The sequence below is a fragment of the Dorea phocaeensis genome (genome assembly GCF_900240315.1).
GTDB lineage: Bacteria > Bacillota > Clostridia > Lachnospirales > Lachnospiraceae > Dorea_B > Dorea_B phocaeensis.
Map to the genome: position 1 here is coordinate 300,757 of NZ_OEPZ01000002.1, position 26,930 is coordinate 327,686.

Here is a 26,930-nt window from a genome sequence, read left to right on the forward strand (position 1 = left end):
CTTTTTCTCTCATATTCTCTATCCAATTCCTCCGAAGAAGATTCCCAGCACATACACCACCAGCGTAATGCCGACAAACACATACTTCGTCACTGGCTCAAACCATTTTCCAAGAGGCTTTTCCCGCCCCTCTTCTACCTGCCCTCTGGCATAACCCTTTGGGCACACCCAGAAGAACATAATTCCGGCAAGCAGGGCGCCAAGTGGAATAATGTAGATCGATACCGCATCCATCCACATGCCTACCGCGTCACCACTCTCAATAAAGATTCCCACTGCCGCGGAGATCACTGCGATAATACCAACCGCCATCCCGCGAGACAGATGAAACTGCTCCTGCAAAGCCTCTATCGGCGTCTCAAATAAGTTCATCAAGGACGTAATTGCCGCAAACAGTACTGCAATAAAGAAAATCACTGCAAACACGGCTCCAAACGGCATCTTCTGGAATACAACCGGAAGCGTAATAAACATCAGCGGCGGTCCGCTTGCAGCGTCCAGTCCGAAAGCAAACACAGCCGGGATCACTACCATTCCTGCTAGAAGTGCCGCGCAGGTGTCAAAAAACGCCACATTTTTCGCGCATCCCACAATGTCAATATCCTTCTTCAGATAGCTTCCATATACAATGGTTCCGGATCCTGCCAGAGACAGGGAGAAAAATGCCTGCCCAAGCGCATACACCCAGGTCTTGATATTTCCAAGCTGCTCCCACTGCGGCACAAACAGATAGCGATAACCATCTGCCGCTCCCGGAAGCGTCACCACGCGGATCATCAATACAATGAAGAAGACGAAGAACACAGGCATCATAACCTTATTCATCTTCTCAATTCCCTTCGTCACACCCAGGAGCATAATTAAAAATGTAATTCCCAGACCCAGCATCTGCCATCCGATACTTCCAAAATCAACGGCCAGTTCTCCAAAATAGCCGCCCATATCTTCTACTTTGGTAAGGCTTCCGGTTAGTGCGCTGCACAAATACTTCAGAAACCAGCCGACAACAACCGAATACCCAATCGCAATTCCCAGTGAACCCAGAACCGGAACCAGACCGATCAATCGTCCCGGAACCTTTCCTTTTGATCCAAACCGCATCTCCATTGCCTTGGAGAATGCTCCAAGCGGTCCTGTCTTCACACCACGGCCAAACGCCATTTCTCCGATCACACCGGAAAATCCCAATAGTATCACAAAGATAAAATACGGAATCAAAAATGCTGCTCCGCCAAACTTTCCAGTCCGGTATGGGAACATCCAGATATTTCCCATTCCTACAGCCGAACCAATACACGCTACAATGAATCCCATTCTAGTTCGGAATTCATCTCTTCCCTTTTCTTTTCTCTTTCCCATAACACTATAAACTCTCTATGTAACACTCTCTATTTCTCTGATTTTACCTGAACACAGTTATCTGTCAGCCATTCTTTTACCATATTATTCAGAATGATATCCTTCAGATCTTCCTCTGGTACAGCCTTCTTCAATTCGTCAACGTCTGCATATCCGTAATCCTTTGCCAGCTGCTTTGATTCGGATTTATATGTCTTATCGTCCAGTTTAATCTTTTCTTTCTCTGCGATTGCTTCCGTAACCATCGTCTGCTTCACGCTGGACTTTGCCGCCTCGTCTACCTGCTTCTCAAAGTCTTCTACCGTAGTATTCATCTGATCCTGGATAAACGTCTCATAATCGCTTCCGTAAAATTCTGCTGCAGATTTATACTGATCGATCAGATCACCGGAAATCTTCTCAATCTCCTTCTTCGGATACTTCGTTACTTCCGTATTGTCCAGAACCGTCTGCCATACTTCCTGGCTTAAAGAATCTTCGTACATAGCCTTAGCATCTTTTTCCAGAGATTTTTTCACTTCTTCTTTATATTCTTTTACCGTCTTCGATTCTTTGGATACCTTCTTTACAAATTCATCATTTAACTCAGGCAGAACCTGTTCCGTCACTGATTTTACTGTAATCGTAAATGTAACCGGCTTTCCTGCCACATCGGTATTCTGATAATCCTCTGGAAAGCTTCCTTCCCAGTCATAAGTATCACCGATGTTGTGACCAATCACACTGTCTTCAAATCCTTCGATAAACTGACCCGATCCGATTGTCAGCGGATAATCCGTACCAGATCCCCCTTCAAATTCTACGCCATCCATCTTTCCTACAAAATCGATGGTTGCCGTATCACCTTCCTGCACCGGGCGATCGGTTACATCCTTTACCTCTGCATTTGCCTGCAGATTCGCTGTAACTGCATTCTCCACATCTTCATCCGTGATCTCTTCCGGCTTTTCTACTTCATCTACTTCCACCCCTTTATACTGGGAAATCTTAAGTTCATCCGTCTCAAGTCCTTTGCTTGCCGCACATCCGGATAATAACATAGACACTGTCATTGCTCCTGTCAGCAGCACTACCATTCTCTTTTTCATATTGCACCTCTTCATAATAATATCATTTTAACACTATTATGTTATAGCACATTCCCCAGTCCTTTCATAGGGGTTTCACATATATTTCATTCTTTTATCGGAATATCTACACGAAAACCGATCTGAAAACCGCAAATTGCTTGCACTCATCCACAAACAATGGTACAATGTACTCTATGAAAAAGGATAAATTAGGAGGTTCACCGTGAGTAAAGTAACAATCGTATTGCTTGTAATCTTAGCAGTGCTAATTATTGCGAGTATCGCATTATATTTCTTTGGAAAGAAAGCCGAAAAGAAGCAGGCAGCACAGCAGGAGCAGTTAGACGCGGCAGCACAGACCGTATCCATGCTGATCATCGACAAAGGAAAGATGAGACTGCGCGATGCCGGTTTCCCACAGATCGTTATCGATAATACACCAAAGTATCTGCGCCGTTCCAAAGTACCGGTTGTCAAGGCAAAGGTTGGTCCAAGAGTGATGACCCTGATGTGCGATGCACAGATCTTCCCTTTGATTCCTGTAAAAAAGGAAGTAAAAGCCACCGTCAGCGGTATCTACATTATGAATGTCAAAGGATTACGTGGACATCTTGAAACACCACAGAAGAAAAAAGGGTTCTTTGCAAGATTACGAGGAAAATAAGCAGGACACAAAGGCTGTCGCTTTACGATTCATAAATCGTAAAGTGACAGCCTCTTTTCTTACACAAACCACAGCTCCTGCTGCGTCGTAGACACCGCTGCCGCTCCGGCTTTTAGCGCCATCATTACATCTTCTTTACTTTCAATCATTCCACCCGCAATCACAGGAAGCTTCTGCGCTTTCACCGCCCGCTCAATCACACGGGGTATCAGCCCCGGCAGAATCTCAATACAATCCGGTCCTCCTGGCATACTCTGCTTGTAGATATTCTCCAGTGACCGGGAATCCAATGCAAAAAATCGATGAATTGCATACAATCCCTTCTCCTTTGCATACCGGATCTGCGTTGTTTTCGTAGAGATAATGCCATCCGCCCCGGTTTTCTCTTTGATATAATCCACTGCAATCTCTCTGCCATCCAGACCCGTAATCAAATCCAGATGCACCATTGCCACTCTTCCTTCTTCCTTAATCCGTGATACGATCTGTCCTACATTGCAGATATCTCCATATAATACAAAGATAATCTGGCAAGGCGACCGAAAGCTTGCCTCCAAAGCCTGATCATCCTTCACTGCCGCAATCACCGGACAATCTTCCAAAATCCGATAAAAAGATGGTTTCATTTCCGCCACTCCCTTTTTTTCTATCTTATTTTATTATAACAGATTTTTCTTTCAATTCTAAAGAAAACCTTATGTCTTCGTGAACATTTCGTGATCCCTATTGAGTCCTTCCTGAAAAAGGACTAGAATAAAGAACGTTCATAAGGAGGGTATAAAGATTATGACTAAAAAACATATTAAAGACGCATATGATCATTCCGATGATTTTGATTTTTTCGATGGTAATTTTGAAGTAACCTACGACGAAGACCTCTTCGACATTCCGGACCGACAAGATTCCGACAACAGGAACTCTCGCAAAGGCAGCTACGAGGACGACTATGAAGATACGCTTTCCTGTCTGGACGAATTAGATCCTTACGATTCAGAAAGCTCCGAAGACTCTGAAGCTGGCAAACGCAAACGACGCAAGAAAAAGAAACGCAAGAAACTTCCCAATCTTCTCTCACCGGTCGCAAAGACTGCCAAAACAGGTGGGAAAATCATTTACAAGGTGGTAAATCTGCTTCTTCGATGCGCAACACTAATTCTGATGGCGCTGATTTTTTACAAATTAGCCCTCGCCTTTTGGCAGAACCACTCTGCTCTTGGCAACGCATTTACCATGATAAACGGCAAGAACTACACGCTTGCCGCCTACTTTGGCGTAGCTCTCTTTCTGCTTCTGTTCGAGCTGATTGCATTCCTCCTGGTTCTGACCGGCAGCAAAAAAGGCAGCCACAAGGGCCGCCCTGCTGATAAAGGCCGAGGCCTTTTCTCCTTTATTTTCATTGGAGGATGCTCTTATCTGGCGTGGATGCTGAACCCACTGGTGCCAACCTCCCCAGAGCCCCTTCAGGGTATGAAAGCTGCACTGATTGTGTACGGCTCCCTTCACACTGCACTGATCGGCCTTTGTATTGCCGGAGTGATCAGCTGCCTGATTCGGAAATTTTTCATCCGCTAATTTTGACTTGTTTCCTTCGCCTGAAGTTCTTCCTTGCGTTCTTCTTCCTCTGCTTTTTCAAGGAAGTCCGCATCTTTGGATTTCAGGCGTGGGATAAAGCGTTTTGCCAAAATTCCTTTCCCACGCTTTTTCACATAGAAATATCCCAGAATCGAAAATACAACGGCGCCGATAAAGTTGACGAACAAATCTTTCATCGTATCCAAAAGGCCAATATCTAGATATCCGCCCAATCCCAGATCCTGTCCATTTACCATAACAGACTGAATATCCCGGATTCCTACCGGACGATTACTCTTTGTCGGATCCAGCATAACAGACTTAATTGTATGTACAATCGTATCCTTCTGCATATCCAGCCCAAATAACTGATCCATCCCGCACTCAAAAAATTCCCATACGACACCGATCGTCATGGAAAAACAAAACGCCACAATCGCCACAAAGGCCGGTGATAATTGAATCGAAAACTTCTTACTTCGGTTCAAAATATCTACCAGCGCAAATCCAATTGCCGCCATCAAAAAGCCATTCACTGTGTGCAGCACCGTATCCCAAAACGGGAACTTCAGATAATATGCCTGAATTTCTCCTAAAATCTCCGCCGCAAAAATAAAAAGCAATATTGTAATCTCCAACGCGGTGGGCAGCTCAATTTTTAAATTAATCTGGATAAAACTCGGAATGATCAACAAAATCAATGTCAGAATACATAAAAATACATTTTCATAATTCCGGTTAAAGATCTGCAAGATCATCATCAGGATTACCAAAAGTCGCAGCACCACATAGACGATAAAAGAACTCTTGTGCTCTCTCAGCTCCATATGCAGCGCCTTTTTCATCACTTTCATTCGTTTTTTCAGCTTTAATTTCATGCAAAAATTCCTTTTCCTCTGTATGTTTTCTATTCGTTTCCCGATTGCAAAAAACGAGCAATAGTCACCATTTCTAATTTAAGAAATTATCGATAATAACAGCCTCTGCTTCCTCTTCTGTCAATCCAAGCGTTCTTAACTTCACCAGCTGCTCATCGTTAATTCTTCCAATGGCTGCTTCGTGAATAATTGCCGCATCTAGATGTTTGGCATTGATCTCCGGAATGGAGCTCACCTCTGCCTGATCCATAATAATAGAGTCGCACTGCACATGAGCGGAACATTTTGCGCTGCCGACTGCCTTCGGGTGAAATACCTGTCTGGACTCGCCCTTGGCAACAGATCTGGATATGATCTGCGCGGAACTTCCCGCACCATTCATCTGTACTTCCATGTTGGATTCCGCCACCTGCTTATCATGCGTCATCAGCTTCTCCATCACGTACAGTTTTGCGTTTTCTCCCATTTCTACATCCGTTTCACGAATCGTAGAATCCACGCCCTTAATCTGGACGGTATCCAGGGTAAAGACCGCGTCCTCCTCCAGATAAATCTTCGTTACCGGATTTAAGATTCTGGATCCGCTTCCTTCCCCTTCTCCATAATGCTTTTCCTCATAACGTACATTTGCCCCTTTTCCGACATGGAACGCATGGATTCCGTCATGGCGGCTGTCATTACATCCGCTGTTATGAATCCCGCATCCTGCCACAATCGTAACTTCCGCTCCGGGCGCAATAAAGAAGTCATTATAAACCACGTCCACGATTCCCGAAGTGCTGACTACTACCGGAATATGCACATATTCTCCTTTTGTATTCTCATCAATATAGACATCGATTCCCTGCTTGCCTTCTTTTCTCTTAATTTTAATATGCTCACTGTCTCCATGGCAGAGGGAAATCCCATTCTGCCGGAGATTGTAGGCTCCCTCCTGCCGGAAACCGTCTCCATCTATCTGCTTTAACACCTGCTCGGTGATATGATCTAACTCCGTCATCTTACCTTCTCCTTCTTTCTCCATCTTTGTTCTTACTTCCGGCCTGCGCACTTACAATCAGAACTCTCGCCAAAGAGCTTTGGCACCATTTCTTCTTTGGAGCCAATACTTCTGATCTTACCGTCTTCAATTACCATAATGCGATCTGCCATCTTAATAATCTTCTCCTGATGAGAAATCAGAATCAGTTTCTGGTCCTTCTTGCTGTGAATCTTCTCAAACTGATCCACCAGCATAGAAAAGCTCCACAGATCGATGCCCGCCTCCGGCTCATCGAACACGCACAGCTTATGCGGCTTTGCAAGTACCGTCGCAATCTCCAGACGCTTCATCTCGCCACCAGAAAGCGTTCCATCAATCTCACGTTTTAAATACTCGTTCGCGCAAAGTCCAACTCCGCTTAAAAGTTCACAGCAGTCACACTCTGCCAACGGCTTTCCTGCCGCCAAAGACAGAAGCCTCTCCACCGTCATTCCCTTGAAACGCGGCGGCTGCTGAAACGCAAATCCTACACCTGCATTTGCCCTGTGGTCAATATCATATTCTGTAATATCTTCCCCGTCCAGAACAATCTGCCCTGCATCGGCCTTCTCAATTCCAATCAGCACCTTAGCAAGCGAAGATTTTCCTCCTCCGTTCGGACCAGTAATCACCAACATTTCTCCATCTTCTACCGTAAAGCTGATATCCTGAACAATGCTTCTTTCCACACCGTTCTCATCAACCTTAAATGTCAAATTCTTTACTTCCAGCATAATTGTATTCCTTTCCTTCCAGCGTCTTCCACGTAAAATCTCCCTCTTCCAGCATTAGGTATCCATGCGGACTTTCTTCCTTCGGTATGGATACAGAACCTGGATTCAGATAATATTTCCCATCAAATTCCTGTTTTGCCGGCACATGGGTATGTCCGTGCAGCAGAATATCTCCCCGCTTCATCATCGGAGGATTCTCCATATGATACACATGTCCGTGCGTAGCGTAAATCATGCGTGTTCCGGTATACAGAATCGCATAATCCGCCAGAATCGGAAATTCCAGCACCATCTGATCCACCTCGGTATCACAGTTTCCTCTCACACACAGAATCTCTTCTTTGATCCCATTCAACATGGAAATCACCTGCTTGGGGTCATATTCTCTTGGCAGATCATTTCTTGGTCCATGATAAAGAATATCTCCTAACAGCAGAAGCTTGTCCGGTTTTTCTTTTCTATATTGTTCCAACAGCTGACGACAGTAATAAGCGCTGCCGTGAATGTCAGATGCAATCATAATCTTCATTCTCTTATGTTTCCTTTCCTCGCATGCCGTTTGGCACCACGCATGCATATCTTCCATTATATCGGCACTCGTTCGATTTTAAAAGGGGTTTTTCCAAGATTTCCCCAAACCTGCCCTCTGCCAACCATCTTATCTCTTTACACTATTCATTCGGCCGCTGATAAAAACGTCCTGATAGTTGCTCTGTCTTCAACACATTTACGAACGCTTCCGGATCTGCGTCTTTGATTTCCCGAATCACATCTTTACTCTCGGCACTCGATACAACAGAGTAGACCACCTTGCGCTCACAATGCTCATAGGATCCTTCTCCCTGAATAATCGTTGCGCCGTGATTGGTCGTCCTGGCAATAGCTTCATATACCCGTTTTGCATGATTGGTCACTACGAACAGCGTCTGTTGTTGATATTTCTTATACAAAATGTGCAGCACCTGTGTGGAAGTGTATTGAAAAATAATCGAATACAGAGCTTTGTCCCATCCAAACAGAATACCTGCCACTCCTAAAATCACCACGTTAAGCCCCAAAACCATATTCCAGGAATCAATTCCTTTGCGCTCCGACAGAAAAATAGCAATAAAATCCGTTCCGCCCGATGTCGCATTTACCATCAGACACAGACTGATCACGCATCCGTTAATCAATCCTCCAAAAATACTGATCAGCAAAGTATCATAAGTAATTGCATATCCCGGCAGCATATCCGTCAGCACGCTGGTCAGCACAATCATCAGACAAGAATACAGTGTGAATTTCTTCCCGATAAACCGAAAGCCAATCCAAATCGGAATCGCATTCAACAGTATGTTAATCAGCGTATAGGGAAGTGTCAAATCAAAAAACATCTCTACCGCGCGCTGAATTAAAAGCGACAGTCCCGTCGCTCCGCCCGGATATAATCCTCCTGTCCGTACAAATGATTTAATATTCAGCGCCATAATTACTGACGCAAGACATACCACAAGAATTCTCTTAATATTTTCTCTTGCATTGAATTTCACAACCTGTTCCCCCGTTACAATCCTATCTTCTTTTTGGTTCCTTACATGCTTTCCGGCTTAAACCGACGCGGTATTTAGAAAGCCCGGACTTCAACCTAGCCATATCAGGCATACGCCATTCCCAGTTGGGGGATCCAACCGTTCCCGGTGTATTCAGATGTCCTTCTTTTCCTAGTCCTAGAATGTCCGCCATTGGCACAATCACATATTCGGCACAGCTTTTCCAGATATAAGCCAGCAGGCGATCCTGCACAGACCCCTGACGAATTCCCTGACGCGCCAAAAAACGACGTACCTTACGCCTGCCCGGACATGTCAGCCCCTCATACCACTGACGCAGCGTATCATTATCGTGTGTTCCCGTATAGAAAATCATATTTTCCCGATCTTCTTCCCGATCATAAGCGTATTTTCCATCTGTATCAATCGAAAACACCAGAATTTTCATTCCTTTCAGATGATAGTGATCCCGAAGCGTTAAAACTTCCGGACGAAGCAGTCCCAAATCCTCTGCCACCAGCTGGATTCCCGGAATCTTCTCATACAATGTATCCATCACCTCATATCCCGGCGCTTCCACCCATTCTCCTTCAATCGCAGTCGGACAAGATGCCGGAATCTTCCAAAATGTATCAAACGCCCGGAAATGATCGATGCGAACCAGATCAAACATCTGGCTGCTGCATCCGATTCTCTCCACCCAGAATTTATAGTCATCCTTCTGAAGCTTCTCCCAATCGTAGATTGGATTTCCCCAGCGCTGCCCCGTTTTACTGAAATAATCCGGCGGAACTCCGGCAATAAAGACGGGTCTTCCGTCTGTATCAAGCAGAAAGTTATCCTTTCCCGCCCATACGTCTGCCGAATCCAATCCCACGTAAAATGGCACGTCACCCATAATACGAATCCCCAGATCATTTGCCGTACGCTTAATCTTCATCCACTGATGATGGAAAAGATACTGAACAAAGATCTGATACCTTGCTTCCTCTTCAAGTTCATCTGAAAGGGGATATTGATTTTCCGGCCAATTTCTCTCTTCTTCCGTCCATTCATTCCAGCAAAGACCGCCGTTCTTTTTCCGAAATGCCTGGAATACGCCATAGTTATGCACCCATTTCTGCTTCTCAAACTCCTGATATCCGGTATCTTTCTGCTCTGCATCCGCATTGGACGAGAACTTCAAAAAAGCGCTTCTTAGATATTCTTCCTTCCAGCTTCTTACTCCTTCATAATCTACCGTTTTGGCATTCTGTCTTAGCGCCGGCGGCCGTTCCAAAAGAAGTCCTTCTTCATACATATCATCCAGACTGATATAAACGGGGTCTCCTGCAAATGACGAATACGGCTGATAGGGGGAATTCCCATATCCCACCGGATTTAGCGGCAGAATCTGCCAAATCGTCACTTTATTTTCTCTTAACAATTTTAAAAATTCTCGTGTCTGTGCACCCAGCTCCCCGATTCCTGTCCGGGAGGGAAGTGCAGAGACTGGCATTAAAATTCCTGACTCTTTCATGTAACAACCTTCCTATGCAATATTATTAACCATTGTAGCACAGACTGCAAAAGTATTCTAGGAAAAGAAAAAAGCCGTAATCTTATTCAAAGATTACGACTTTTTTTACTGCGGATGACAGGAATCGAACCTGCACGGTCTCCCACTAGATCCTAAGTCTAGCGCGTCTGCCAGTTCCGCCACATCCGCAAGGAAAAAGAGTCAAAGAAAGCTTTTCTCTAACTCTTTTTCAGTGAGCGTGCGGGGATTCGAACCCCGGACAACTTGATTAAAAGTCAAGTGCTCTACCACCTGAGCTACACGCCCATAATAACCTGGGCTAGTTGGATTCGAACCAACGAATGCAGGAGTCAAAGTCCTGTGCCTTACCGCTTGGCGATAGCCCAATAATATTCTCTCCCCAATTCTTTATGAGAAAGAAAAAAAGGTGGGTAATGGGACTCGAACCCATGATATCCAGAACCACAATCTGGCGCGCTAACCAACTGCACCATACCCACCATATATATTACTTATCGAACTATGTTGTCCAACTAAGTACCACCATATTCAATTTTTGTGGTTCTAACGAGCCTGGGGGGATTCGAACCCTCGACCTACGGCTTAGAAGGCCGTTGCTCTATCCAGCTGAGCTACAGACTCACAAGACTAGCTCTTTAGAACTATTTCTCAAAGCCTCAGGCTTTAAGAAAGCGGGTGATGGGAATCGAACCCACGTATCCAGCTTGGAAGGCTGGTGTTCTACCATTGAACTACACCCGCATGGATTATCGGGGTGACAGGATTCGAACCTGCGACCTCCTGGTCCCAAACCAGGCGCTCTAGCCAAGCTGAGCCACACCCCGATGTTATGTTGTCCTGTCACTTTTTTGTCTATCTCGCCGTGACACAAGAGTTATTATATAGCAAGGTCTGCAGGTTGTCAACCACTTTTTTCATTTTTTTTAAAAACTTTCTACTCCCTGGTTTTTGTCGCCTTTATACGAACTTTTGTTCCACCTCAACTCCATCCTTTTCACTGGCATACATCACCATGTAACTTCCCCTTCGTCCCTCCTGTCTCGGATACGTAACACTTCCGGGATTCAGGGTAATCAAACCATCCTCTTTTATAAAACATGGTCTATGGGTGTGTCCATACATCACGATGTCCGCTCCTCGTCCACGTGCTTCCTGTTTCAGGCGTTCCTCATTCATGGACACATAATAATAGTGTCCATGGGTAATAAATACATGCTGTCCTTCAATAAAGAATTCCTCTTCTGCAGGAAGCTCCGAAAAGAAGTCATTATTTCCACGCACTATATGAACCGGACAATCTGCCACCGCCTCAATATAGTCCGCGCATCCTTCTACATCTCCCAAGTGGATCAGCATATCAATTGGCGCCTCTCGCTCAATGATCAGATCCAGATTTCGATGCGATTTATGCGTATCACTAACGATCAATACCTTCATTTTTCTCCCTCGCTTCCAGGCGTAACCTCATTTTGCGAAGCCCTTCTCCTCTGTGGCTTAACGCATTCTTTTTCTCCGGTGAAAGCTCGGCGCTGGTGCATCCATACTGTGGCAGCACGAAAATCGGATCATAGCCAAAGCCATTTTCACCGGCAATTTCATAACCAATCCGCCCTTCCATCGTTCCTCTTACTACCTCGCTGCTTCCATCCGGGTACGCAGCCGCAATCGCACACACAAATCGCGCAGTCCTTTCCTCATCCGGCACACCAGAAAGGCGATCAATCAACGCCTGATTTTTGATATCATAAGAAGTATCCTCTCCCATATATCTGGCAGAATAAATGCCCGGCTCTCCTCCAAGATAATCGATCTCCAAGCCCGAATCATCCGCAAGCACAACTGCGTCTTGGTACGCTTCATATTTAGCCGCTTCCTGTGCGATTTTCGTAGCCTTAATCAGCGCATTTTCTTCAAATGTCGTTCCATCCTCTACCACATCCACATCAATCCCCGCTTCTTTCTGCGAAAGAATCTCTGCTCCTAAATCCGAAAGAATCATCCGAATTTCTACCATCTTATGTTCATTTCCTGTTGCAAATATAATCGTTCTCATGTTCGTCCTTCTTTCTGTCTTATCCGTCTTTTAAGGCGCCTATTTCTTGATTCTCGGCGGTCTCGGTCCCTGATACTGATAAAAGTACGTCTTTAACATTCCATTGTAAATTTTTCGATTCTTGTCTGCCTTGCGTCCAAAGTAGCGCTCCGCCTCCTCATAAGAGGTAATCATATATGCCGACCAGCTGTCTAACCTTTGATAGCTTTCCCCAAACGCCCGATAAAGCGCCGGCAAATCCTTTTTCTCTTCCAATCGTTCTCCATAAGGTGGGTTCGTAATAATAAACCCATACTTTTTCGGATGATTTAACTTGCTTACATCTCGCTCCTGAAAATGAATCAGATGATCCACTCCGGCCTCTCTTGCATTTCTTCTTGCGATCTTAATGACAGAACCATCCACATCATAGCCTTGAATATCTGTCTCAATCTCATCGTCTATCAGGTCATTTGCTTCATTAATACCATCATACCAAAGCTTCTTCGGAATCAGGTTTGTCCATGCTTCTGCCGTAAAAGACCGATTCATTCCCGGCGCAATATTCGCCGCCATCATCGCCGCTTCAATCGGAAATGTCCCGCTTCCACAGAATGGATCCACCAAAATCCGATCTTTCTTCCACGGAGTCAGCATAATCAGAGCCGCAGCCAATGTCTCCGTAATCGGCGCCTTGCCGGACACCTCACGGTACCCTCTCTTGTGAAGAGAGATTCCCGAAGTATCAATACCAACCGTCACTACATCCTTCATTAAGAATACGCGAACCGGATAAGACGCCCCATCCTCCTGAAACCAGGAAATGCCATAATGCTGCTGCATCCGTTTGACCATTGCCTTCTTCATAATTGATTGAATATCCGACGGGCTGAATAACTTACTTTTTACAGAAGCGGCTTTCGCCACCCAAAACTTCCCGTCTTTGGGAATGTAATCTTCCCACGGAAGTTCTGCTGTCCGGTCAAACAGTTCCTCAAAACTCCTTGCCGTAAAACTTCCCACTTTCCATAGAATTCGCTCCGCCGTCCGAAGGAAGATATTGGCTCTGCATACCGCATCTGCATCTCCATAGAAAGTAACTCTTCCATCCTCTACCGATGAAATCTCATAACCAAGATCTATAATTTCTCTTTTTAATACCGCTTCCAGGCCAAAGTGACAGGGAGCGATCAACTCTGCTTTTTTCATATATTTCTCCATATGTATCCTATTTTTACAACTTTATCTTACTGGCAATACTTCCTCTTTGTCAATCAGAATTTACAGCTTCAAAAATCTCCACATACAATAACAGGAGGTATGCGAAATCCCGCACACCCCCTGCCACACCATTTTCAATTAGTAACGACTGCTCTCACTGCCAGCGGAAGCATTTTTGTTAGATGCATTTTTGTCAGACGCGTTTCTGTCAGATGCATTCTTATCGGAAGCATTTCTACCTGCTGCATTCTTATTAGACGCATTTCTGTCAGATGCATTTCTGCCCGCTGCATTCTTATTAGAAGTGTTCTGTGCAGACATTTTGTCGTTTGATGCATGATAATTCTTAGCCATGTCAATTCCTCCTAATCTTTTCTTGGTACACTGTTATTTTGATCCATCTTTCCACTTTTTATGTATCATATTCAGAAAATCTTAAGGAGAATTAGATTTTTTTAATTTTTAACTTGCTTTTTGACCTTTCCTATATTATACTAACACATGTAGAAAGGATGCTTTCTACAACCCCTTATTAATTATTTATACTCCCCTCAAAAGACCGATGGCTCCCCCATCGGTCTTTTACTTTATCTTTATTCTTTTACATCAAACTGTTCTCATCTTCTTCGTGCTTTTCGCGCAGTTCTCACCGCCGTCTTCCTCCAATGATACGAAGAATCAGCCAAATCAACAACAACGGCATTATAATCGGCGCTACCAGGCTAAAGATCCCGCCAATCACTGCCACAACAATTACGATTACACCTATAATTCCAAGTATCAGGAACAGCTTCTTCCACCAGGTGTCAAATCCAAACACATGCACTTTTCCCGCTGCCTGCTCCTTACCATTTCCTCCTGAACTTCTTTTAGGCTCATAAGAATATTCCTCGTAAGCCTGCCCTCTATTCTCCACAGAATCCACAATCGTCTTCGCAATCGCCCATGGATCCCCTAATTCCGCCGTCACTTCCTCCTCACTTCTACCTTTTCCAATCTCATCATCAATATAACTGCTGTAATATTCTACATTTTCCTGTACTACAGCGCCACTTAAATCATTGCCGAGTGCGCGTTTTAATCTGATTAAAAATTCCTTCTTTGTCATCAATCTCCTCCTGGTAAAACTAAAAACCCTGCATTTAGAATAGCATATCCAATTGCCCATTCCAAGTGCAAGGTTCTTAAAATTTTCTAATGTATTTCTAAAGTTCTTTTCTCTTTTTATACTTCAAAGATCAGATCTCCATAAGACGGCATCGGCCATGCCTCTTTATCAACGATCATTTCCAGCTTGTCAATTGGCGCACGAAGGGCTTCCATAGCAGTGCACACTTCAAAGTGATAGTATCTTGCCCGCTCTTCTCCGTCTTCCATTCCTGCTGCCGTCTCCGCCACCTGTTCCAAGTTCTGAAGCGCTCGTTTTGCTTCTATAAGAAGCCCCGATGTCTCTTCCAGAAGTTCTGCCTGTACTGTCGCTTTCACACCAGCTTCCCGAACAGCCAAAACCGTATCAGCCAGCGTCTTGGTATATCCGATCACAGCCGGAATGAACTGCTTGCCCGCCATATCAATCATCGTACGCGCCTCAATATTGATGGCCTTTGAATAATTTTCAAACTTAATCTCCGCGCGGGACTCAAGCTCTGCTCGTGTAAATACGTGGAACCGCTCAAACATTTCTACCGTTTTCTCCGTCGTCAGCGCCGGAATCGCCTCTACCATCGAGCCAAGGTTTGGAAGTCCACGGCGTTTTGCTTCAGCTACCCAATCCTCAGAATATCCGTCTCCGTTGAAAATAATCCGCTGATATTTGGATGCATATTCCTTAATCAGGTCATGGACCGCCATTTCAAAGTCCTCTGCCTTTTCCAGTACCTCACAGGCATCCGCAAATGCTTCCGCCACGATGGTGTTCAGCACCACATTCGGACCTGCCACAGAATCTCTGGAACCAACCATTCGGAACTCGAATTTATTTCCTGTAAATGCAAACGGAGACGTCCGGTTACGATCTGCCGTGTCCTTCGCAAAATCCGGAATAGCACGCACACCGGTTTTCATCTTTCCGCCCTTTAAGCTATGAGTTGCCTCTCCTGTATCTACTAGCTGCTGGATTACATCCTCCAGCTGTTCTCCTAAGAACACAGAAATAATTGCCGGCGGAGCCTCTGCCGCCCCAAGCCGGTGATCATTTCCCGGATTCGCTGCAGATTCCCGCAAAAGATCCGCATGTTCATCTACTGCTTTTAAGATACATGTCAAAACCAAAAGGAACTGAATATTTTCATGCGGTGTCTTCCCCGGATCCAGCAGATTCTTTCCATCGTCTGTTGTCAAAGACCAGTTGTCATGTTTTCCGGATCCATTGACTCCCGCAAATGGTTTTTCGTGGAGGATGCATTTCAGTCCATGTTTTCCTGCCACCCGTTTCAATGTCTGCATCACAATATGGTTGTGATCAACCGCCACATTTGCCGCTGCATATATCGGTGCAAGCTCATGCTGTGCCGGAGCAGCCTCATTATGTTGAGTTTTAGCAGAAACGCCCACTTTCCAGAGCTCTTCGTTGACATCTTTCATAAATCCCGCAATTCTCTGGCGAATGGTTCCAAAATAGTGATCATCCAACTCCTGCCCCTTTGGCGGCATCGCGCCAAACAGGGTACGCCCCGCATAAATCAGGTCCTTTCTCTCTTTAAACTTTTTCGCATCTACAAGAAAATACTCCTGCTCCGCACCTACGCACGGTGTTACTTTCTTAGATGTCGTATTTCCGAACAGACGGATCAGGCGAAGCGCCTGCTCATTGATGACTTCCATAGAACGAAGCAATGGTGTCTTCTGATCCAGTGCTTCTCCTGTATAAGAACAGAATGCCGTCGGAATACACAGAGTCGCACCTGCTGCATCATGGCGTACAAACGCCGGAGAAGTACAATCCCACGCCGTATATCCTCTTGCTTCAAATGTCGCCCGCAACCCTCCAGACGGGAAGGAAGAAGCATCTGGTTCTCCCTTGATCAGTTCTTTCCCCGAAAAACTCATCAGTACTTTACCGCTCGGAAGTGGAGCAGATATAAACGAATCGTGTTTCTCAGCCGTAAATCCCGTCAATGGCTGGAACCAATGCGTATAATGCGTCGCACCTTTCTCAATTGCCCACTCCTTCATCTCATGCGCAATGACATCGGCCGTCACAAGATCCAATTCCTTGCCTTCCTCAATCGTCTTCTTCAGATCTTTATAGACTTTTTTCGGCAGACGTTCCTGCATCACGGCATCATTAAAAACATCTTCCCCAAAAATATCTGCTACATTAAATGCTTCACCCATGTTTCCTTCGTTTCCTTTCCCGTTACTTTTCTCTCTTCTTTAGTATCTCATTCCTATCTCATGCCCCTCCCGGAGAGGGATTAGAAAAAGGCACTCCAACCCTCGTTGGAACACCTTTGTTCTCAAGAAGTCTTAAGCTTTTCCTACAGAACCGAATAACTCCATCTTCTCTTTTACAGTCGCCATAATTGCATCTGCACCTGGTTTTAATAACTTACGTGGGTCAAACCCCTTGCCTTCCAGGTCTTTTCCTGCTTCGATATATTTGCGTGTAGCATCTGCAAATGATAACTGACACTCTGTATTTACATTGATCTTAGCTACTCCAAGATCGATTGCTTTCTTGATCATATCTTCCGGAATACCTGTACCTCCGTGAAGAACTAATGGCATCTTTCCAGTCAGTTTCTGGATTGCATCCAATGTCTCAAAACTAAGTCCTGCCCAGTTAGCCGGATATTTTCCGTGAATATTTCCGATACCTGCTGCCAGCATATCTACACCGAGGTCAGCAATCATCTTACACTCCTGAGGATCTGCGCACTCGCCCTGTCCTACAACACCGTCTTCTTCTCCACCGATAGAACCAACTTCTGCTTCCAGAGACATCCCCTTCTCTCTGCAGATCTCAATCAGTTCTTTTGTCTTTGCAACGTTCTCTTCGATCGGATAGTGAGATCCATCAAACATGATAGAAGAAAATCCTGCTTCGATACATTTCTGACATCCTTCATAAGAGCCGTGATCCAAATGTAATGCTACCGGCACGGTAATTCCAAGCTCCTCGATCATAGCTTTTACCATAGCTGCTACTGTCTTAAAGCCTGTCATATACTTTCCTGCACCTTCAGACACACCTAAGATTACCGGTGATTTGCACTCTTCTGCTGTCAAAAGAATACTCTTTGTCCACTCCAGGTTATTGATATTGAACTGTCCTACTGCGTAGTGACCTTCGACTGCTTTTTCAAGCATCTCCTTTGCTGATACTAACATGATTAATTCCTCCAATCTTTTCTTGCCCAAAGGCGCGGCAGCTGTTTGTCTGCCGTGTATAATTTCGCTTGTTCTATTATATCTCATTCCCAGAGAAATGACAACTAAAAAACTTTCAGCAAGTGTTTTTGAAAGACAAAATCTCAGCCAAAGCAAAAAAAGATCTGTGAAAACTTCACAGATCTTTTCAAATGACTCCAAGGGGAATCGAACCCCTGATTCCAGCGTGAGAGGCTAGCGTCTTAACCGCTTGACCATGGAGCCTTGTCGTTTCGTACTTGCTCAGTATAGCAAACCCTTCCGGAAAATGCAAGCACTTTTTTTACTTTTTTTATATTTTCTACTTTTCCAGTCTTTTGAAGGCTTCCGGGAAGAGAGCCTTTTCTCTGTTTCGACTTCCTTCCCGGGATGATCCTGATTCGATTCTTTTGTTCTTTCTACTCTTCTTCGTCCTTCTTCTCCATCAGATCCTTCACATGTTCTTTGGGTACCATGATATGGAGCTGCTGCTTTAGATTTTCAATCTCTACCCGATCATGCTCCCCGCCAAATTCTCCATCCAGCGTCCAGGGAATCTCTTCTAGTGACTCAAACACAATCTTCCCTGTCTTGAACGTGTACATATGCTTCGTATCCACCTGCTCAATCAAAAGCGCTGCAATAATCTCCTGAAGTGCAATCGGATTCTTCGGTGTACGAATCAGCGTCACCTCAAAGACTCCATCATCGAATACAATCTGTTTTCCGACCATGCTTCGAAATCCTCCTACCGACCGGGAGTTCGTTACCATTCCAAAGATAAATTCATCCTCAATCACTTCCCCGTCATGGGTCACCTTAATTCGATAAGACGGTACATTGAACAGCCGCTTTGTTCCTTCCAATACATAGGCTAGATGACCTAACACATTCTTCATCCCCTGCTTCGTCTGGTAGGACACGTCCGTAAACAGTCCAAAAGCCGCAATATATACAAAAATATCATCATTAAATCTTCCCACGTCACAAGGGAATTCCACCCCATTCACAGCATTGTCCGCCGCTCCTAAAAGATTCTTTGGAATATGCAGACTATTTGCGAAGTCATTGGTTGTTCCGGTAGGAATATAGCCGATAGGATTACGATCTGTACGCTGCATCATCCCGGTCACCACCTCGTCAATGGTTCCGTCTCCGCCGCTGCACACAATCAAATCAAATTCCTGTGACTGGTAAGAACAGATCTTCTTATAAGCATCCTTATACGCCTGCGTTGGGTAGGCAACCACTTCATATCCTGCTTTCACAAAAATGTCGATCACATCCGACAGCTTCGGTTTTAGCAGTTCCTTCCCCGCATGCGGATTATAGATAAATAACAAGCGTTTCATTGCCCTTCCTCCTTCATGTATCTATTCTATATGAAAAAAGACTGCTGTAAATCACTTTACGGCAATCCTCTTACACCTCTATGTATTAGCCACGGGCAGCCAGAAATCTCTCAACGCCGGCCGCAGCCTCTGTCTCGTCTTTCCCGTCTGTGATCACAACAATATTTTCTCCCTGCTGTAGGCGCAGACTCATCATTCCCATGATACTCTTTGCGTTGATCTTCTTACTGCCAACTTCGAAGTACACAGTGCTGGAATACTGGCTTGCTTCCTGAACCAGATGCGCAATCGGCATATCTTCCTTTTCCATATCCTTCTCAATCGTAACAGGCTTCTTAATCATAATCTATTGCTCCTCCTTACTGATCCCTTAACTTTTCTGCTAACTCACTTAACTTCCTAAGACGATGATTCACTCCCGACTTTCCAACGGGATTCTCCATCAACCGTCCCAGTTCTTTCAATGTTGCTTCCGGATATGTCAGACGTGTAAGGGCAACGTCTTTCAGTCCTTCCGGCAACTTATCAAACCCAAGGGTATCTCTGATATATGCAATATCCTCCAGCTGTCTTACCGCAGCCGATACGGTTTTGTTGATATTGGCTGTCTCACAGTTTACCTTTCGGTTCACACTGTTGCGCATCTCCTTCATAATCCTGACATTCTCAAGCTCCATCAGAGAAACGTGCGCCTCCATAACGTTTAGAATATCTACAATCTGGGAACCTTCCTTCAAGTAGACAACATACATCTTCTTGCGCTTTACAATCTTTGCATCCATACCAAAGCTGTTGATCATATCTTTTAAGTGCTCCGCCTGTTCTTCTTTATCACAGACAATCTCAAAATGATAGGATTTGCTCGGATCACTTACCGACCCTGCCGCAAGGAACGCACCTCGTATATAGGCTCTCTTACAGCATACAGACTGCGTCATTGCATTACGCACCGCTAAAAGTTCTTCCCCTTTTGCATAGAGGAAATAACTGCAATTTCCGGTTGCCATATTTCGGCGAACCACAATATCATTTCCTATATTAAAGGTTTTTCTCAATAATGTAAAGCATTTTCTTGCCACCCCAAAATTTTCCATATGCACGCGAAGAGCGCATCCACCGTTTTTTTTGTCCGCAAAGATTCCCGACAGCCGCACAATCGCGGACAATTCTGCCAGATTACAGTGCCTTGCCGTTGCAAAATGCTCCGCCAACTCTTCTTTTATTTTACTCGAAAACGACATGTTACACCTCTATTTTTCCTTCGTAATCGCGTCTTTCCCAATGTCCCGGTGCTCCACGCGGATTCCGTAATCTTCATTTCCTTTGATCGCATCGTAAAGCTCATTGGCTAGTGTTACCGAACGGTGCTTGCCGCCCGTGCACCCAATTCCGATTACCAGCTGCGTTTTCCCTTCCTGCACATAATTAGGAATCAGGAACTCCACCATATCCACCAATTTCTCCAAAAAGCAAACCGCCTTTTCATTGTCCATCACATAGCGTCTGACCGGTTCATCATTGCCGCTCATCGGGCGTAGCTCGTCAATATAATACGGATTCGGAAGAAAACGCACGTCAAATACCAGATCTGCATCTGCCGGAATTCCATACTTAAACCCAAAAGACAACACAGAGATATATAAATTCTTGTACTCCTTATTCTGAACGAAAATTTTAGTCAACTCTGCCTTCAATTCCCGCGTCAGCATATGGCTGGTATCAATTAAGTAATCCGCCCGTTCCTTTAGAAAGGCAACTTTGCTTCGTTCTCTTTGAATCCCTTCATCTACCCGGCCGCCGTTTCCTGACAGCGGATGAAAACGCCTGGTCTCTTTATAACGTTTAACCAGCACATTGTCACTGGATTCCAAATAGAGGATCTCATACTTCATCCCCATATCATCCAGCTCTTCCAATACATGTTTCAGTTCTTTAAAAGTCTCTCCGCTTCGAATATCCACACCCAAAGCCGCCTTATTAATCTCCGTTCCTGATACCCTCCACAGATCCGCCATTTTGGGAATCAACGGCACCGGAAGATTATCCACACAGAAATACCCCATATCTTCCAGCATTTTAAGGGCTGTACTTTTTCCTGCTCCCGACATTCCTGTCACGATTACAAATCTCATCTTAGAATTCTCCTAATCTCTTTACTTCCGGTTCCAGCTTCACGCCAAACTGCGCTTCCACCTTCTCTGATACCTGGCGTATCAGTTCTGCAATCTCTGCTGCCGTTGCATGATCCTTATTGATTACAAATCCGCAATGCTTTTCAGAGACTTGAGCGCCGCCCACCTGAAAGCCGCGAAGCCCTGCATCCTGAATCAATTTCCCTGCAAAATATCCTTCCGGACGTTTAAAGGTACTTCCAGCGCTTGGATATTCCAATGGCTGTTTTGTAATCCGACGTTCCTTAAGATCGTCCATCACTGCCTGGATTTCTTCTTTCTTCCCTTCGGAAAGGGCAATCTCTGCCTCCAGCACAATATAATGCTTTCTTGCAATCACACTTGTCCGATAACCAAGCTCCAACTCCTCATTTGAAAGCGTCAGTACCTCTCCTTCCTGTGTCAGCACCGTCACTGCCTTCAGCACATCTTTCATCTCTCCGCCATACGCTCCTGCGTTCATCACGCAAGCGCCTCCAAGCGTTCCCGGAATGCCCGCTGCAAATTCAAATCCGGTAAGTGATTCCGAAAGCGCCCGATTAGCAACCGCTGATAAAAGTGCACCTGCCTGTGCACGAAGCAGTGTTCCCTCCACAGAGATATCATTCATTTCCTTATAAAATTGGATGATCACTCCGCGGTACCCCTGATCGGACACCAAGAGATTACTGCCATTTCCCATGATATAATATGGGACACCTTCCTCACGGCAAAGCGCTGTCACCTTGCACACTTCTTCCACGGAATTCGGGCTAACGAATAAATCTGCCGGTCCGCCCACACGGAACGTCGTATGCAGCCGCATCGGCTCCTCCTTTTTCACACGTTCTTCCGGCATCCATTCTGTTAATTTCTGATACAAATTTTTATATACATACTCACTCATAGATCCTTACTCCATCATTCTAATTCTATCTTATTTTCTACTAATCCTTTTGATTCACCGTTCATCATACACTATCTACCAGGTAAATTCAACGTGCACTTGCAAATTCACTCCAAATGCGGTATATTAAATCCGTATAACATTTTCAAATGATAAGATTATTATGAAAAAAGGAGTGGATTATTCATTGGACTCGAGTGACGTCACGCAACTAATTATACTGATTCTTTTATTGGGGCTGTCTGCATTCTTTTCATCTGCAGAAACAGCGCTTACAACTGCAAACCGGATTCGGATGCGCAGCATGGCAGAAGAGGGCAATAAACGTGCCCAGGCCGCAATGCAGGTAACCGACAATTCCGGGAAAATGTTAAGTGCGATATTAATCGGGAACAACATTGTTAACCTGTCAGCCGCATCATTGACCACAAGCTTAGCTTATAGCTTCGGTGGCTCCATGGTCGCGATTGCCAGTGGTATTCTGACAGTATTAATTCTTTTATTTGGTGAGATTACACCAAAAACCATGGCTACCATTCACGCTGAAAAGATGGCGCTTATCTATGCTCCTATCATACGCGTGTTTATGAAAATTATGACTCCGCTTATTTTTGTAATCAACGGATTATCCATGGGCATCTTATTCCTTCTTAGGGTCGACCCTTCTGCAAAGAATAAGGCCATGACCGAGACAGAGCTTCGTACTATCGTGGATGTCAGCCACGAAGACGGTGTCATTGAATCCGACGAGCGGGAAATGATATATAACGTGTTCGATCTGGGTGATGCCAAGGCAAAAGATGTTATGGTTCCCCGGGTTCACGTAACCTTCGCCGATGTTAACAGCAGCTACGATGAGCTGATCGACATCTTCCGCGAAGACAAATTCACAAGACTTCCGATTTTTGAAGATACCACGGACAATGTAATCGGAACCATTAACATGAAAGATCTTCTGTTGTACGATAGTTCCAAAGAATTTCATATCCGTGACATTTTAAGGGAAGCTTATTTCACTTACGAATATAAAAGCATTTCTGAACTTTTGGTTGAAATGCGTCAGGCCTCTCTTAATATCGCCATCGTTTTAGACGAATACGGCGAGACAGCCGGTCTTATTACACTGGAAGATATTCTGGAGGAGATCGTCGGAGAGATTCACGACGAATATGATGAAAACGAGGAAGAATATGTCAAAGAAGTAGGGGAGCGTGAATATCTGGTTGAAGGCTCTCTGAATCTGGATGACTTAAATGACCGTCTGGATCTTGACCTTTCTTCTGAAGAATATGATTCTCTGGGCGGATTCATTATCGAACGATTGGATCGTCTGCCAGAAGCCGGAGATGAAATCACAACTGACGAGGGCATCCGTATGGTGGTCGAGAAGTTAGATAAAAACCGAATCGAACGCGTTCATCTTTATCTACCGGAAAAAGAAGAGACCGAAGAGGAAGAAAGCGAAAAAGATTCCTAAATCATCGATTGCAATAAAAAAGCTGGAACAGATTTTTACTGCTCCAGCTTTTCTTTTGCCTTATTCATCTTCTGCGCTATCAATCTCTTCTCCCGCAAGCTTCAGGATATCTGCAATCTGAGCCTCTGAAATTCCAAGCTTTTCTGCCACCTCATCTACTGCTACTTTTCTTCCCATTTCTTCACTCATAGACTGAATGGTCTCATCCAGCTCCGATACCTGTTCCACCATCTTCTTATCCTGGCGTTTCACTTCTGTCTGTTCTTCCACCAGCGCAAGCATTCCGGCGCGAACCTGATCCATAATCTCTTGCTCCTCCAGCTCCCGGTCATTTCGGCTGTCATATTCCTTCAATGCAAGCATCAAGCTGACATTTCCTTCCTGAATTACATCTCCGATAAATACCTGTGATCTGTTAATCTTCACCGCCAGCTCTACTACCTTCGGAAAATAATAAAGCAGCCTTGCTTCCTCTTCGCTTCCCGCCTTCATTTCTCCTAGCTCTTCAAGATAACTCTCTACATATCTCTGCTCTTCTTCCGTAAGAATCGGACATGGTTCTTCCTGCGCCTCCACCTGCTTAGGTCCGCTAAGAATGCCGCCCATCTTCTCATAGCCACTCACAGCAACCTTTTGAGACAATAGATAATCGCAAACCAAATCTATCTGCTCTCGGCTTAACTGCTCATCTTCAAAGTAAGTTTCAACCTCTTCTAAGGTTATCTTCTTCTCCTGAGACTCTGCCAATTCCAGAATCCTCTGCAGCTTTCCTCTAAACTCTAATCTATCTGACACACTTTGTTCCTCCAATTTCTTTCGTGTGATTCCTTATCTTCCTCTACTTTACAATAACCGCCGGATAACCTGCACGCTTTATCTTACGCTCCATCTCTGCCGCTTCATTCAGATCCTGATACGAGCCTATCTGCACACGATAGTACGGCCCGTCATCATTGATATAAGCCGGATAATCCAACTCCATTAGTTCAGCAAGCAGACGTTCCGCATACACCCGGTTCCGGAATGCTCCCACCTGCACACGATAATCAGAATCTCTAATAACGCCTGCATTATCTAGAGAATCTAAGACTCCTTCCGCAATCGCCTGTGCAATCGAGTCCAAATTCTTATCAAACAGATTATTATCCACATCCGAATTGATAAACCCGGCTTCCACCAGTACCGCCGGCATCTTCGTCCTCTTCAGAACCACAAGATTCGGCCTTTCCTTCACGCCCAGATTCACAAATCCAATGGACTCTAGCTGTTCATTAATATCCTGCGCCATCTGATACTTCAAACCCGACAAATTGTAAACCAAAGATTCCACTCCCGACACCTGATTATCCGTCGGGAAAGAATTACGGTGAATAGACAAAAAGAAGTCCACTCCCGCATTGTTCGCTTCCATCGCCTTCTGAAAAGGTGTTTCATAGACATCTTCTGTACGGGTATACAACACATCAATTCCATGGTTCTGAAGGATCTCTCCAACCGCAAGTGTCAGACGCAGCGTATCTTCTGCTTCCTTTCGTCCTTCGTACACTGCTCCCGGATCACGCCCTCCGTGTCCGGCATCCAGCATCATTGAATATGGCATATTTTGACACCTCCTGTGTAATCAGCCTGATAGACCTTATCTGATATCAGCTTATGCCTTCTTCGCAAAATATGCCACACACAATCGGTAATCCTTTCAAGCAATCTCTTTTTCAGCTGTATCTATGCATTCTCAATCTCAGAGATCATATCCACGCGCGTCTGATGGCGTCCGCCAAGGAAACTTGCATCCAAATACTCTTTTACAATCGTTTTCGCCAGTTCCTCTCCAACAATTCTTGCGCCAAAAGCAAGAATATTTGCATTGTTATGTTCTCTTGCCAGCCTTGCAGAACATGGCTCCGAGCAAACAACCGCACGGATTCCTTTAACCTTATTCGCTGCAATAGAAATTCCCACGCCAGTTCCACAGATCAGAATTCCCAGATCCACTTCTTTTGCCACAACGGCACGCGCAACCTTCTCGCCATATTCCGGATAATTACAGCTGTCATTGGTATCCGTTCCAAAGTTTACTACTTCATGTCCCAATTCTTTTAAATAATCCCCAATCGCAAATTTCAGTTCTGTTGCTGCATGGTCATTTCCAATTCCAATTTTCATTCCTAAGATTCCTCTCTTCCATTCATTTTCTTTTTATATTATAATAGCTACAGATTGAATACGCAACCGTACAATCTTGAAACAAAGGAGAATTGCTATGATAAAACTAATTGCCAGCGATCTGGACGGTACACTTCTTAGAAACGGCGCTCAGGAAGTGGACCCGAAAGTCTATGATCTTATAAGAACTCTAAAGGAGAAAGGAGTTCATTTTGCCGCCGCAAGCGGACGCCAGCTCTACAGCCTGAGACATCTGTTTGAACCAGTCAAGGATGAGATTTCTTACATTGCCGAAAATGGTTCCCTTTGTATCTCAGGGAATCAGGTAATCTCTAAAGGCCTGATTTCGCGCGAGTTAAGCTTACGCATTTTTGAAGCCGCAAGGGAATATGGCTCCTGCCACATTCTTCTTTCCTGCGAATCGGCCTGTTATACAGACTCTCAAGACCCTGTTTTCAACCATCACATGCGTGACGTGGTGCATTACGATATCAAAACAGTAAATCGCCTGGAAGAAGTCAACGAACCGTTCTTAAAAATTGCACTGTGCGACTTTGACGGTACCAAAAAGCTGCTCCCTTATTTTCAGGAGCGTTTTGGCGATGAAATCAAAGTCGTTACTTCCGGTAATTTATGGGTAGACTTTATCGCTCCCGGTGCCAACAAAGGAACGGCGCTTCAGGCTCTTGCCAGCCATCTTGGCATCACGCCGGAAGAATGCGTTGCCTTTGGCGATCAGTATAACGATACGGAAATGCTTCAGTTTGCAGGCACCAGCTACGCCATGTCTACTGCAGCGCCAGGCATTGCCTATTATGCCACATATGTAACCAACTCTGTGGAAGAAGTCCTGGAGGATATTGTAGATACTTTATAATCCTGCCGGAACCCTCAAAATCAATCTATAT

Annotated in this window: 28 protein-coding genes and 8 tRNA genes; 4 read left to right on the plus strand and 32 right to left on the minus strand. The window is 44.8% G+C overall.

Going from position 1 to position 26,930, the window contains the following annotated elements; all coding sequences use genetic code 11:
- Positions 1 to 18: 18 nt before the first annotated feature.
- Complete coding sequence (locus C0979_RS05400) at positions 19 to 1,359, minus strand: sodium-dependent transporter (RefSeq protein WP_101695044.1); 1,341 nt, start codon at positions 1,357 to 1,359, stop codon at positions 19 to 21.
- 29 nt (positions 1,360 to 1,388) lie between these two features.
- Positions 1,389 to 2,447 carry a trigger factor gene (gene tig, locus C0979_RS05405; RefSeq protein WP_101695045.1) on the minus strand — a complete coding sequence of 353 codons (1,059 nt, stop codon included), beginning with the start codon at positions 2,445 to 2,447 and terminating at the stop codon, positions 1,389 to 1,391.
- Between the two features lie 205 nt (positions 2,448 to 2,652).
- On the opposite strand from tig, the gene C0979_RS05410 reads away from it, so the two are divergent.
- Positions 2,653 to 3,093, plus strand: coding sequence for a hypothetical protein (locus C0979_RS05410; protein WP_101695046.1), 441 nt, complete (start codon positions 2,653 to 2,655; stop codon positions 3,091 to 3,093).
- A 59-nt stretch (positions 3,094 to 3,152) separates the two neighbouring features.
- Here the strand turns inward: C0979_RS05410 and C0979_RS05415 are convergent, their stop codons facing one another.
- The gene (locus tag C0979_RS05415; RefSeq protein WP_101695047.1) at positions 3,153 to 3,719 is read right to left on the minus strand and encodes a glycerol-3-phosphate responsive antiterminator; all 567 of its coding nucleotides are present in this window, start codon (positions 3,717 to 3,719) and stop codon (positions 3,153 to 3,155) included.
- 160 nt (positions 3,720 to 3,879) lie between these two features.
- Here C0979_RS05415 and C0979_RS05420 point away from each other — a divergent pair, with 160 nt between their 5' ends.
- Positions 3,880 to 4,665, plus strand: a complete 786-nt coding sequence (locus C0979_RS05420; RefSeq protein ID WP_101695048.1) for a hypothetical protein — start codon at positions 3,880 to 3,882, stop codon at positions 4,663 to 4,665.
- Here C0979_RS05420 and C0979_RS05425 read toward each other — a convergent pair.
- The 26 genes from C0979_RS05425 to murB form a co-directional block, all read right to left on the minus strand.
- The gene (locus tag C0979_RS05425) at positions 4,662 to 5,543 is read right to left on the minus strand and encodes a DUF2238 domain-containing protein (protein WP_101695049.1); all 882 of its coding nucleotides are present in this window, start codon (positions 5,541 to 5,543) and stop codon (positions 4,662 to 4,664) included. The two genes, C0979_RS05420 and C0979_RS05425, sit on opposite strands and share 4 nt — an antisense overlap.
- A gap of 73 nt (positions 5,544 to 5,616) precedes the next feature.
- Positions 5,617 to 6,543 carry a SufB/SufD family protein gene (locus tag C0979_RS05430; RefSeq protein WP_101695322.1) on the minus strand — a complete coding sequence of 309 codons (927 nt, stop codon included), beginning with the start codon at positions 6,541 to 6,543 and terminating at the stop codon, positions 5,617 to 5,619.
- 32 nt (positions 6,544 to 6,575) lie between these two features.
- Complete coding sequence (locus tag C0979_RS05435; protein ID WP_101695050.1) at positions 6,576 to 7,298, minus strand: ABC transporter ATP-binding protein; 723 nt, start codon at positions 7,296 to 7,298, stop codon at positions 6,576 to 6,578.
- Complete coding sequence (gene yfcE, locus C0979_RS05440; protein WP_101695051.1) at positions 7,270 to 7,827, minus strand: phosphodiesterase; 558 nt, start codon at positions 7,825 to 7,827, stop codon at positions 7,270 to 7,272. The genes C0979_RS05435 and yfcE overlap by 29 nt, the downstream gene beginning before the upstream one ends.
- Positions 7,828 to 7,969: 142 nt before the next feature.
- On the minus strand, positions 7,970 to 8,830 hold the full coding sequence (locus C0979_RS05445) for a YitT family protein (protein ID WP_101695052.1): 861 nt from the start codon (positions 8,828 to 8,830) through the stop codon (positions 7,970 to 7,972).
- Positions 8,831 to 8,852: 22 nt separating this feature from the next.
- Positions 8,853 to 10,349: a 4-alpha-glucanotransferase gene (gene malQ / locus C0979_RS05450; RefSeq protein ID WP_101695053.1), complete on the minus strand. Its 1,497-nt coding sequence runs from the start codon at positions 10,347 to 10,349 to the stop codon at positions 8,853 to 8,855.
- Between the two features lie 109 nt (positions 10,350 to 10,458).
- Positions 10,459 to 10,538: transfer RNA gene (locus C0979_RS05455), tRNA-Leu, on the minus strand.
- Positions 10,539 to 10,582: 44 nt separating this feature from the next.
- Positions 10,583 to 10,655: transfer RNA gene (locus C0979_RS05460), tRNA-Lys, on the minus strand.
- An 8-nt stretch (positions 10,656 to 10,663) separates the two neighbouring features.
- Positions 10,664 to 10,735, minus strand: a tRNA-Gln gene (locus C0979_RS05465).
- Positions 10,736 to 10,775: 40 nt separating this feature from the next.
- A tRNA-His gene (locus C0979_RS05470) sits at positions 10,776 to 10,849 on the minus strand.
- Positions 10,850 to 10,917: 68 nt separating this feature from the next.
- Positions 10,918 to 10,991, minus strand: a tRNA-Arg gene (locus C0979_RS05475).
- A 49-nt stretch (positions 10,992 to 11,040) separates the two neighbouring features.
- Positions 11,041 to 11,111 (minus strand) — tRNA-Gly (locus C0979_RS05480).
- 8 nt (positions 11,112 to 11,119) lie between these two features.
- Positions 11,120 to 11,194, minus strand: a tRNA-Pro gene (locus tag C0979_RS05485).
- Between the two features lie 133 nt (positions 11,195 to 11,327).
- Positions 11,328 to 11,807 carry a metallophosphoesterase family protein gene (locus C0979_RS05490; RefSeq protein WP_101695054.1) on the minus strand — a complete coding sequence of 160 codons (480 nt, stop codon included), beginning with the start codon at positions 11,805 to 11,807 and terminating at the stop codon, positions 11,328 to 11,330.
- Complete coding sequence (rdgB, locus tag C0979_RS05495; RefSeq protein WP_101695055.1) at positions 11,788 to 12,423, minus strand: RdgB/HAM1 family non-canonical purine NTP pyrophosphatase; 636 nt, start codon at positions 12,421 to 12,423, stop codon at positions 11,788 to 11,790. The genes C0979_RS05490 and rdgB overlap by 20 nt, the downstream gene beginning before the upstream one ends.
- Positions 12,424 to 12,462: 39 nt before the next feature.
- Positions 12,463 to 13,611: a THUMP domain-containing class I SAM-dependent RNA methyltransferase gene (locus C0979_RS05500; protein ID WP_101695056.1), complete on the minus strand. Its 1,149-nt coding sequence runs from the start codon at positions 13,609 to 13,611 to the stop codon at positions 12,463 to 12,465.
- Between the two features lie 150 nt (positions 13,612 to 13,761).
- Positions 13,762 to 13,977, minus strand: coding sequence for a hypothetical protein (locus C0979_RS11845; protein WP_159459855.1), 216 nt, complete (start codon positions 13,975 to 13,977; stop codon positions 13,762 to 13,764).
- Positions 13,978 to 14,269: 292 nt separating this feature from the next.
- Positions 14,270 to 14,731 carry a DUF1700 domain-containing protein gene (locus tag C0979_RS05510; protein ID WP_101695058.1) on the minus strand — a complete coding sequence of 154 codons (462 nt, stop codon included), beginning with the start codon at positions 14,729 to 14,731 and terminating at the stop codon, positions 14,270 to 14,272.
- A 116-nt stretch (positions 14,732 to 14,847) separates the two neighbouring features.
- Positions 14,848 to 16,959 (minus strand): glutamine synthetase III family protein, encoded by a 2,112-nt coding sequence (locus C0979_RS05515; protein WP_101695059.1) that lies wholly within the window; start codon positions 16,957 to 16,959, stop codon positions 14,848 to 14,850.
- 132 nt (positions 16,960 to 17,091) lie between these two features.
- Positions 17,092 to 17,955 (minus strand): class II fructose-1,6-bisphosphate aldolase, encoded by an 864-nt coding sequence (gene fba / locus C0979_RS05520; RefSeq protein WP_101695060.1) that lies wholly within the window; start codon positions 17,953 to 17,955, stop codon positions 17,092 to 17,094.
- 192 nt (positions 17,956 to 18,147) lie between these two features.
- Positions 18,148 to 18,219 (minus strand) — tRNA-Glu (locus tag C0979_RS05525).
- A 173-nt stretch (positions 18,220 to 18,392) separates the two neighbouring features.
- Positions 18,393 to 19,325 carry a diacylglycerol/lipid kinase family protein gene (locus tag C0979_RS05530; protein ID WP_101695061.1) on the minus strand — a complete coding sequence of 311 codons (933 nt, stop codon included), beginning with the start codon at positions 19,323 to 19,325 and terminating at the stop codon, positions 18,393 to 18,395.
- Between the two features lie 85 nt (positions 19,326 to 19,410).
- Positions 19,411 to 19,668, minus strand: coding sequence for an HPr family phosphocarrier protein (locus tag C0979_RS05535; protein ID WP_101695062.1), 258 nt, complete (start codon positions 19,666 to 19,668; stop codon positions 19,411 to 19,413).
- 16 nt (positions 19,669 to 19,684) lie between these two features.
- The gene (gene whiA, locus C0979_RS05540) at positions 19,685 to 20,566 is read right to left on the minus strand and encodes a DNA-binding protein WhiA (RefSeq protein WP_101695063.1); all 882 of its coding nucleotides are present in this window, start codon (positions 20,564 to 20,566) and stop codon (positions 19,685 to 19,687) included.
- 9 nt (positions 20,567 to 20,575) lie between these two features.
- Positions 20,576 to 21,457, minus strand: a complete 882-nt coding sequence (gene rapZ / locus C0979_RS05545) for an RNase adapter RapZ (protein WP_101695064.1) — start codon at positions 21,455 to 21,457, stop codon at positions 20,576 to 20,578.
- 1 nt (position 21,458) lies between these two features.
- On the minus strand, positions 21,459 to 22,382 hold the full coding sequence (murB, locus tag C0979_RS05550) for a UDP-N-acetylmuramate dehydrogenase (protein ID WP_101695065.1): 924 nt from the start codon (positions 22,380 to 22,382) through the stop codon (positions 21,459 to 21,461).
- Positions 22,383 to 22,569: 187 nt separating this feature from the next.
- On the opposite strand from murB, the gene C0979_RS05555 reads away from it, so the two are divergent.
- A complete protein-coding gene (locus tag C0979_RS05555; RefSeq protein WP_101695323.1) occupies positions 22,570 to 23,859 on the plus strand; it encodes an HlyC/CorC family transporter in 1,290 nt (429 codons plus the stop codon).
- A 60-nt stretch (positions 23,860 to 23,919) separates the two neighbouring features.
- Here C0979_RS05555 and C0979_RS05560 read toward each other — a convergent pair whose 3' ends face one another.
- The 3 genes from C0979_RS05560 to rpiB form a co-directional block, all read right to left on the minus strand.
- Positions 23,920 to 24,654, minus strand: coding sequence for a sigma-70 domain-containing protein (locus C0979_RS05560; RefSeq protein ID WP_101695066.1), 735 nt, complete (start codon positions 24,652 to 24,654; stop codon positions 23,920 to 23,922).
- 43 nt (positions 24,655 to 24,697) lie between these two features.
- Positions 24,698 to 25,459 carry an N-acetylmuramoyl-L-alanine amidase gene (locus C0979_RS05565; RefSeq protein ID WP_101695067.1) on the minus strand — a complete coding sequence of 254 codons (762 nt, stop codon included), beginning with the start codon at positions 25,457 to 25,459 and terminating at the stop codon, positions 24,698 to 24,700.
- A gap of 122 nt (positions 25,460 to 25,581) precedes the next feature.
- Positions 25,582 to 26,022: a ribose 5-phosphate isomerase B gene (gene rpiB, locus C0979_RS05570; RefSeq protein WP_101695068.1), complete on the minus strand. Its 441-nt coding sequence runs from the start codon at positions 26,020 to 26,022 to the stop codon at positions 25,582 to 25,584.
- 97 nt (positions 26,023 to 26,119) lie between these two features.
- Between rpiB and C0979_RS05575 the strand changes: the two genes are divergently transcribed.
- Positions 26,120 to 26,899 (plus strand): HAD family hydrolase, encoded by a 780-nt coding sequence (locus tag C0979_RS05575; protein ID WP_101695069.1) that lies wholly within the window; start codon positions 26,120 to 26,122, stop codon positions 26,897 to 26,899.
- Positions 26,900 to 26,930 lie beyond the last annotated feature (31 nt).

Coding starts and splice junctions, on each gene's coding strand:
- C0979_RS05400 (WP_101695044.1), bottom strand. CDS start 1,359: ATGGGAAAGAGAAAAGAAAAGGGAAGAGATGAATTCCGAACTAGAATG.
- tig (WP_101695045.1), bottom strand. CDS start 2,447: ATGAAAAAGAGAATGGTAGTGCTGCTGACAGGAGCAATGACAGTGTCT.
- C0979_RS05415 (WP_101695047.1), bottom strand. CDS start 3,719: ATGAAACCATCTTTTTATCGGATTTTGGAAGATTGTCCGGTGATTGCG.
- C0979_RS05420 (WP_101695048.1), top strand. CDS start 3,880: ATGACTAAAAAACATATTAAAGACGCATATGATCATTCCGATGATTTT.
- C0979_RS05425 (WP_101695049.1), bottom strand. CDS start 5,543: ATGAAATTAAAGCTGAAAAAACGAATGAAAGTGATGAAAAAGGCGCTG.
- C0979_RS05430 (WP_101695322.1), bottom strand. CDS start 6,543: ATGACGGAGTTAGATCATATCACCGAGCAGGTGTTAAAGCAGATAGAT.
- C0979_RS05435 (WP_101695050.1), bottom strand. CDS start 7,298: ATGCTGGAAGTAAAGAATTTGACATTTAAGGTTGATGAGAACGGTGTG.
- yfcE (WP_101695051.1), bottom strand. CDS start 7,827: ATGAAGATTATGATTGCATCTGACATTCACGGCAGCGCTTATTACTGT.
- malQ (WP_101695053.1), bottom strand. CDS start 10,349: ATGAAAGAGTCAGGAATTTTAATGCCAGTCTCTGCACTTCCCTCCCGG.
- C0979_RS05490 (WP_101695054.1), bottom strand. CDS start 11,807: ATGAAGGTATTGATCGTTAGTGATACGCATAAATCGCATCGAAATCTG.
- rdgB (WP_101695055.1), bottom strand. CDS start 12,423: ATGAGAACGATTATATTTGCAACAGGAAATGAACATAAGATGGTAGAA.
- C0979_RS05500 (WP_101695056.1), bottom strand. CDS start 13,611: ATGAAAAAAGCAGAGTTGATCGCTCCCTGTCACTTTGGCCTGGAAGCG.
- C0979_RS11845 (WP_159459855.1), bottom strand. CDS start 13,977: ATGGCTAAGAATTATCATGCATCAAACGACAAAATGTCTGCACAGAAC.
- C0979_RS05510 (WP_101695058.1), bottom strand. CDS start 14,731: ATGACAAAGAAGGAATTTTTAATCAGATTAAAACGCGCACTCGGCAAT.
- C0979_RS05515 (WP_101695059.1), bottom strand. CDS start 16,959: ATGGGTGAAGCATTTAATGTAGCAGATATTTTTGGGGAAGATGTTTTT.
- fba (WP_101695060.1), bottom strand. CDS start 17,955: ATGTTAGTATCAGCAAAGGAGATGCTTGAAAAAGCAGTCGAAGGTCAC.
- C0979_RS05530 (WP_101695061.1), bottom strand. CDS start 19,325: ATGAAACGCTTGTTATTTATCTATAATCCGCATGCGGGGAAGGAACTG.
- C0979_RS05535 (WP_101695062.1), bottom strand. CDS start 19,668: ATGATTAAGAAGCCTGTTACGATTGAGAAGGATATGGAAAAGGAAGAT.
- whiA (WP_101695063.1), bottom strand. CDS start 20,566: ATGTCGTTTTCGAGTAAAATAAAAGAAGAGTTGGCGGAGCATTTTGCA.
- rapZ (WP_101695064.1), bottom strand. CDS start 21,457: ATGAGATTTGTAATCGTGACAGGAATGTCGGGAGCAGGAAAAAGTACA.
- murB (WP_101695065.1), bottom strand. CDS start 22,382: ATGAGTGAGTATGTATATAAAAATTTGTATCAGAAATTAACAGAATGG.
- C0979_RS05565 (WP_101695067.1), bottom strand. CDS start 25,459: ATGCCATATTCAATGATGCTGGATGCCGGACACGGAGGGCGTGATCCG.
- rpiB (WP_101695068.1), bottom strand. CDS start 26,022: ATGAAAATTGGAATTGGAAATGACCATGCAGCAACAGAACTGAAATTT.
- C0979_RS05575 (WP_101695069.1), top strand. CDS start 26,120: ATGATAAAACTAATTGCCAGCGATCTGGACGGTACACTTCTTAGAAAC.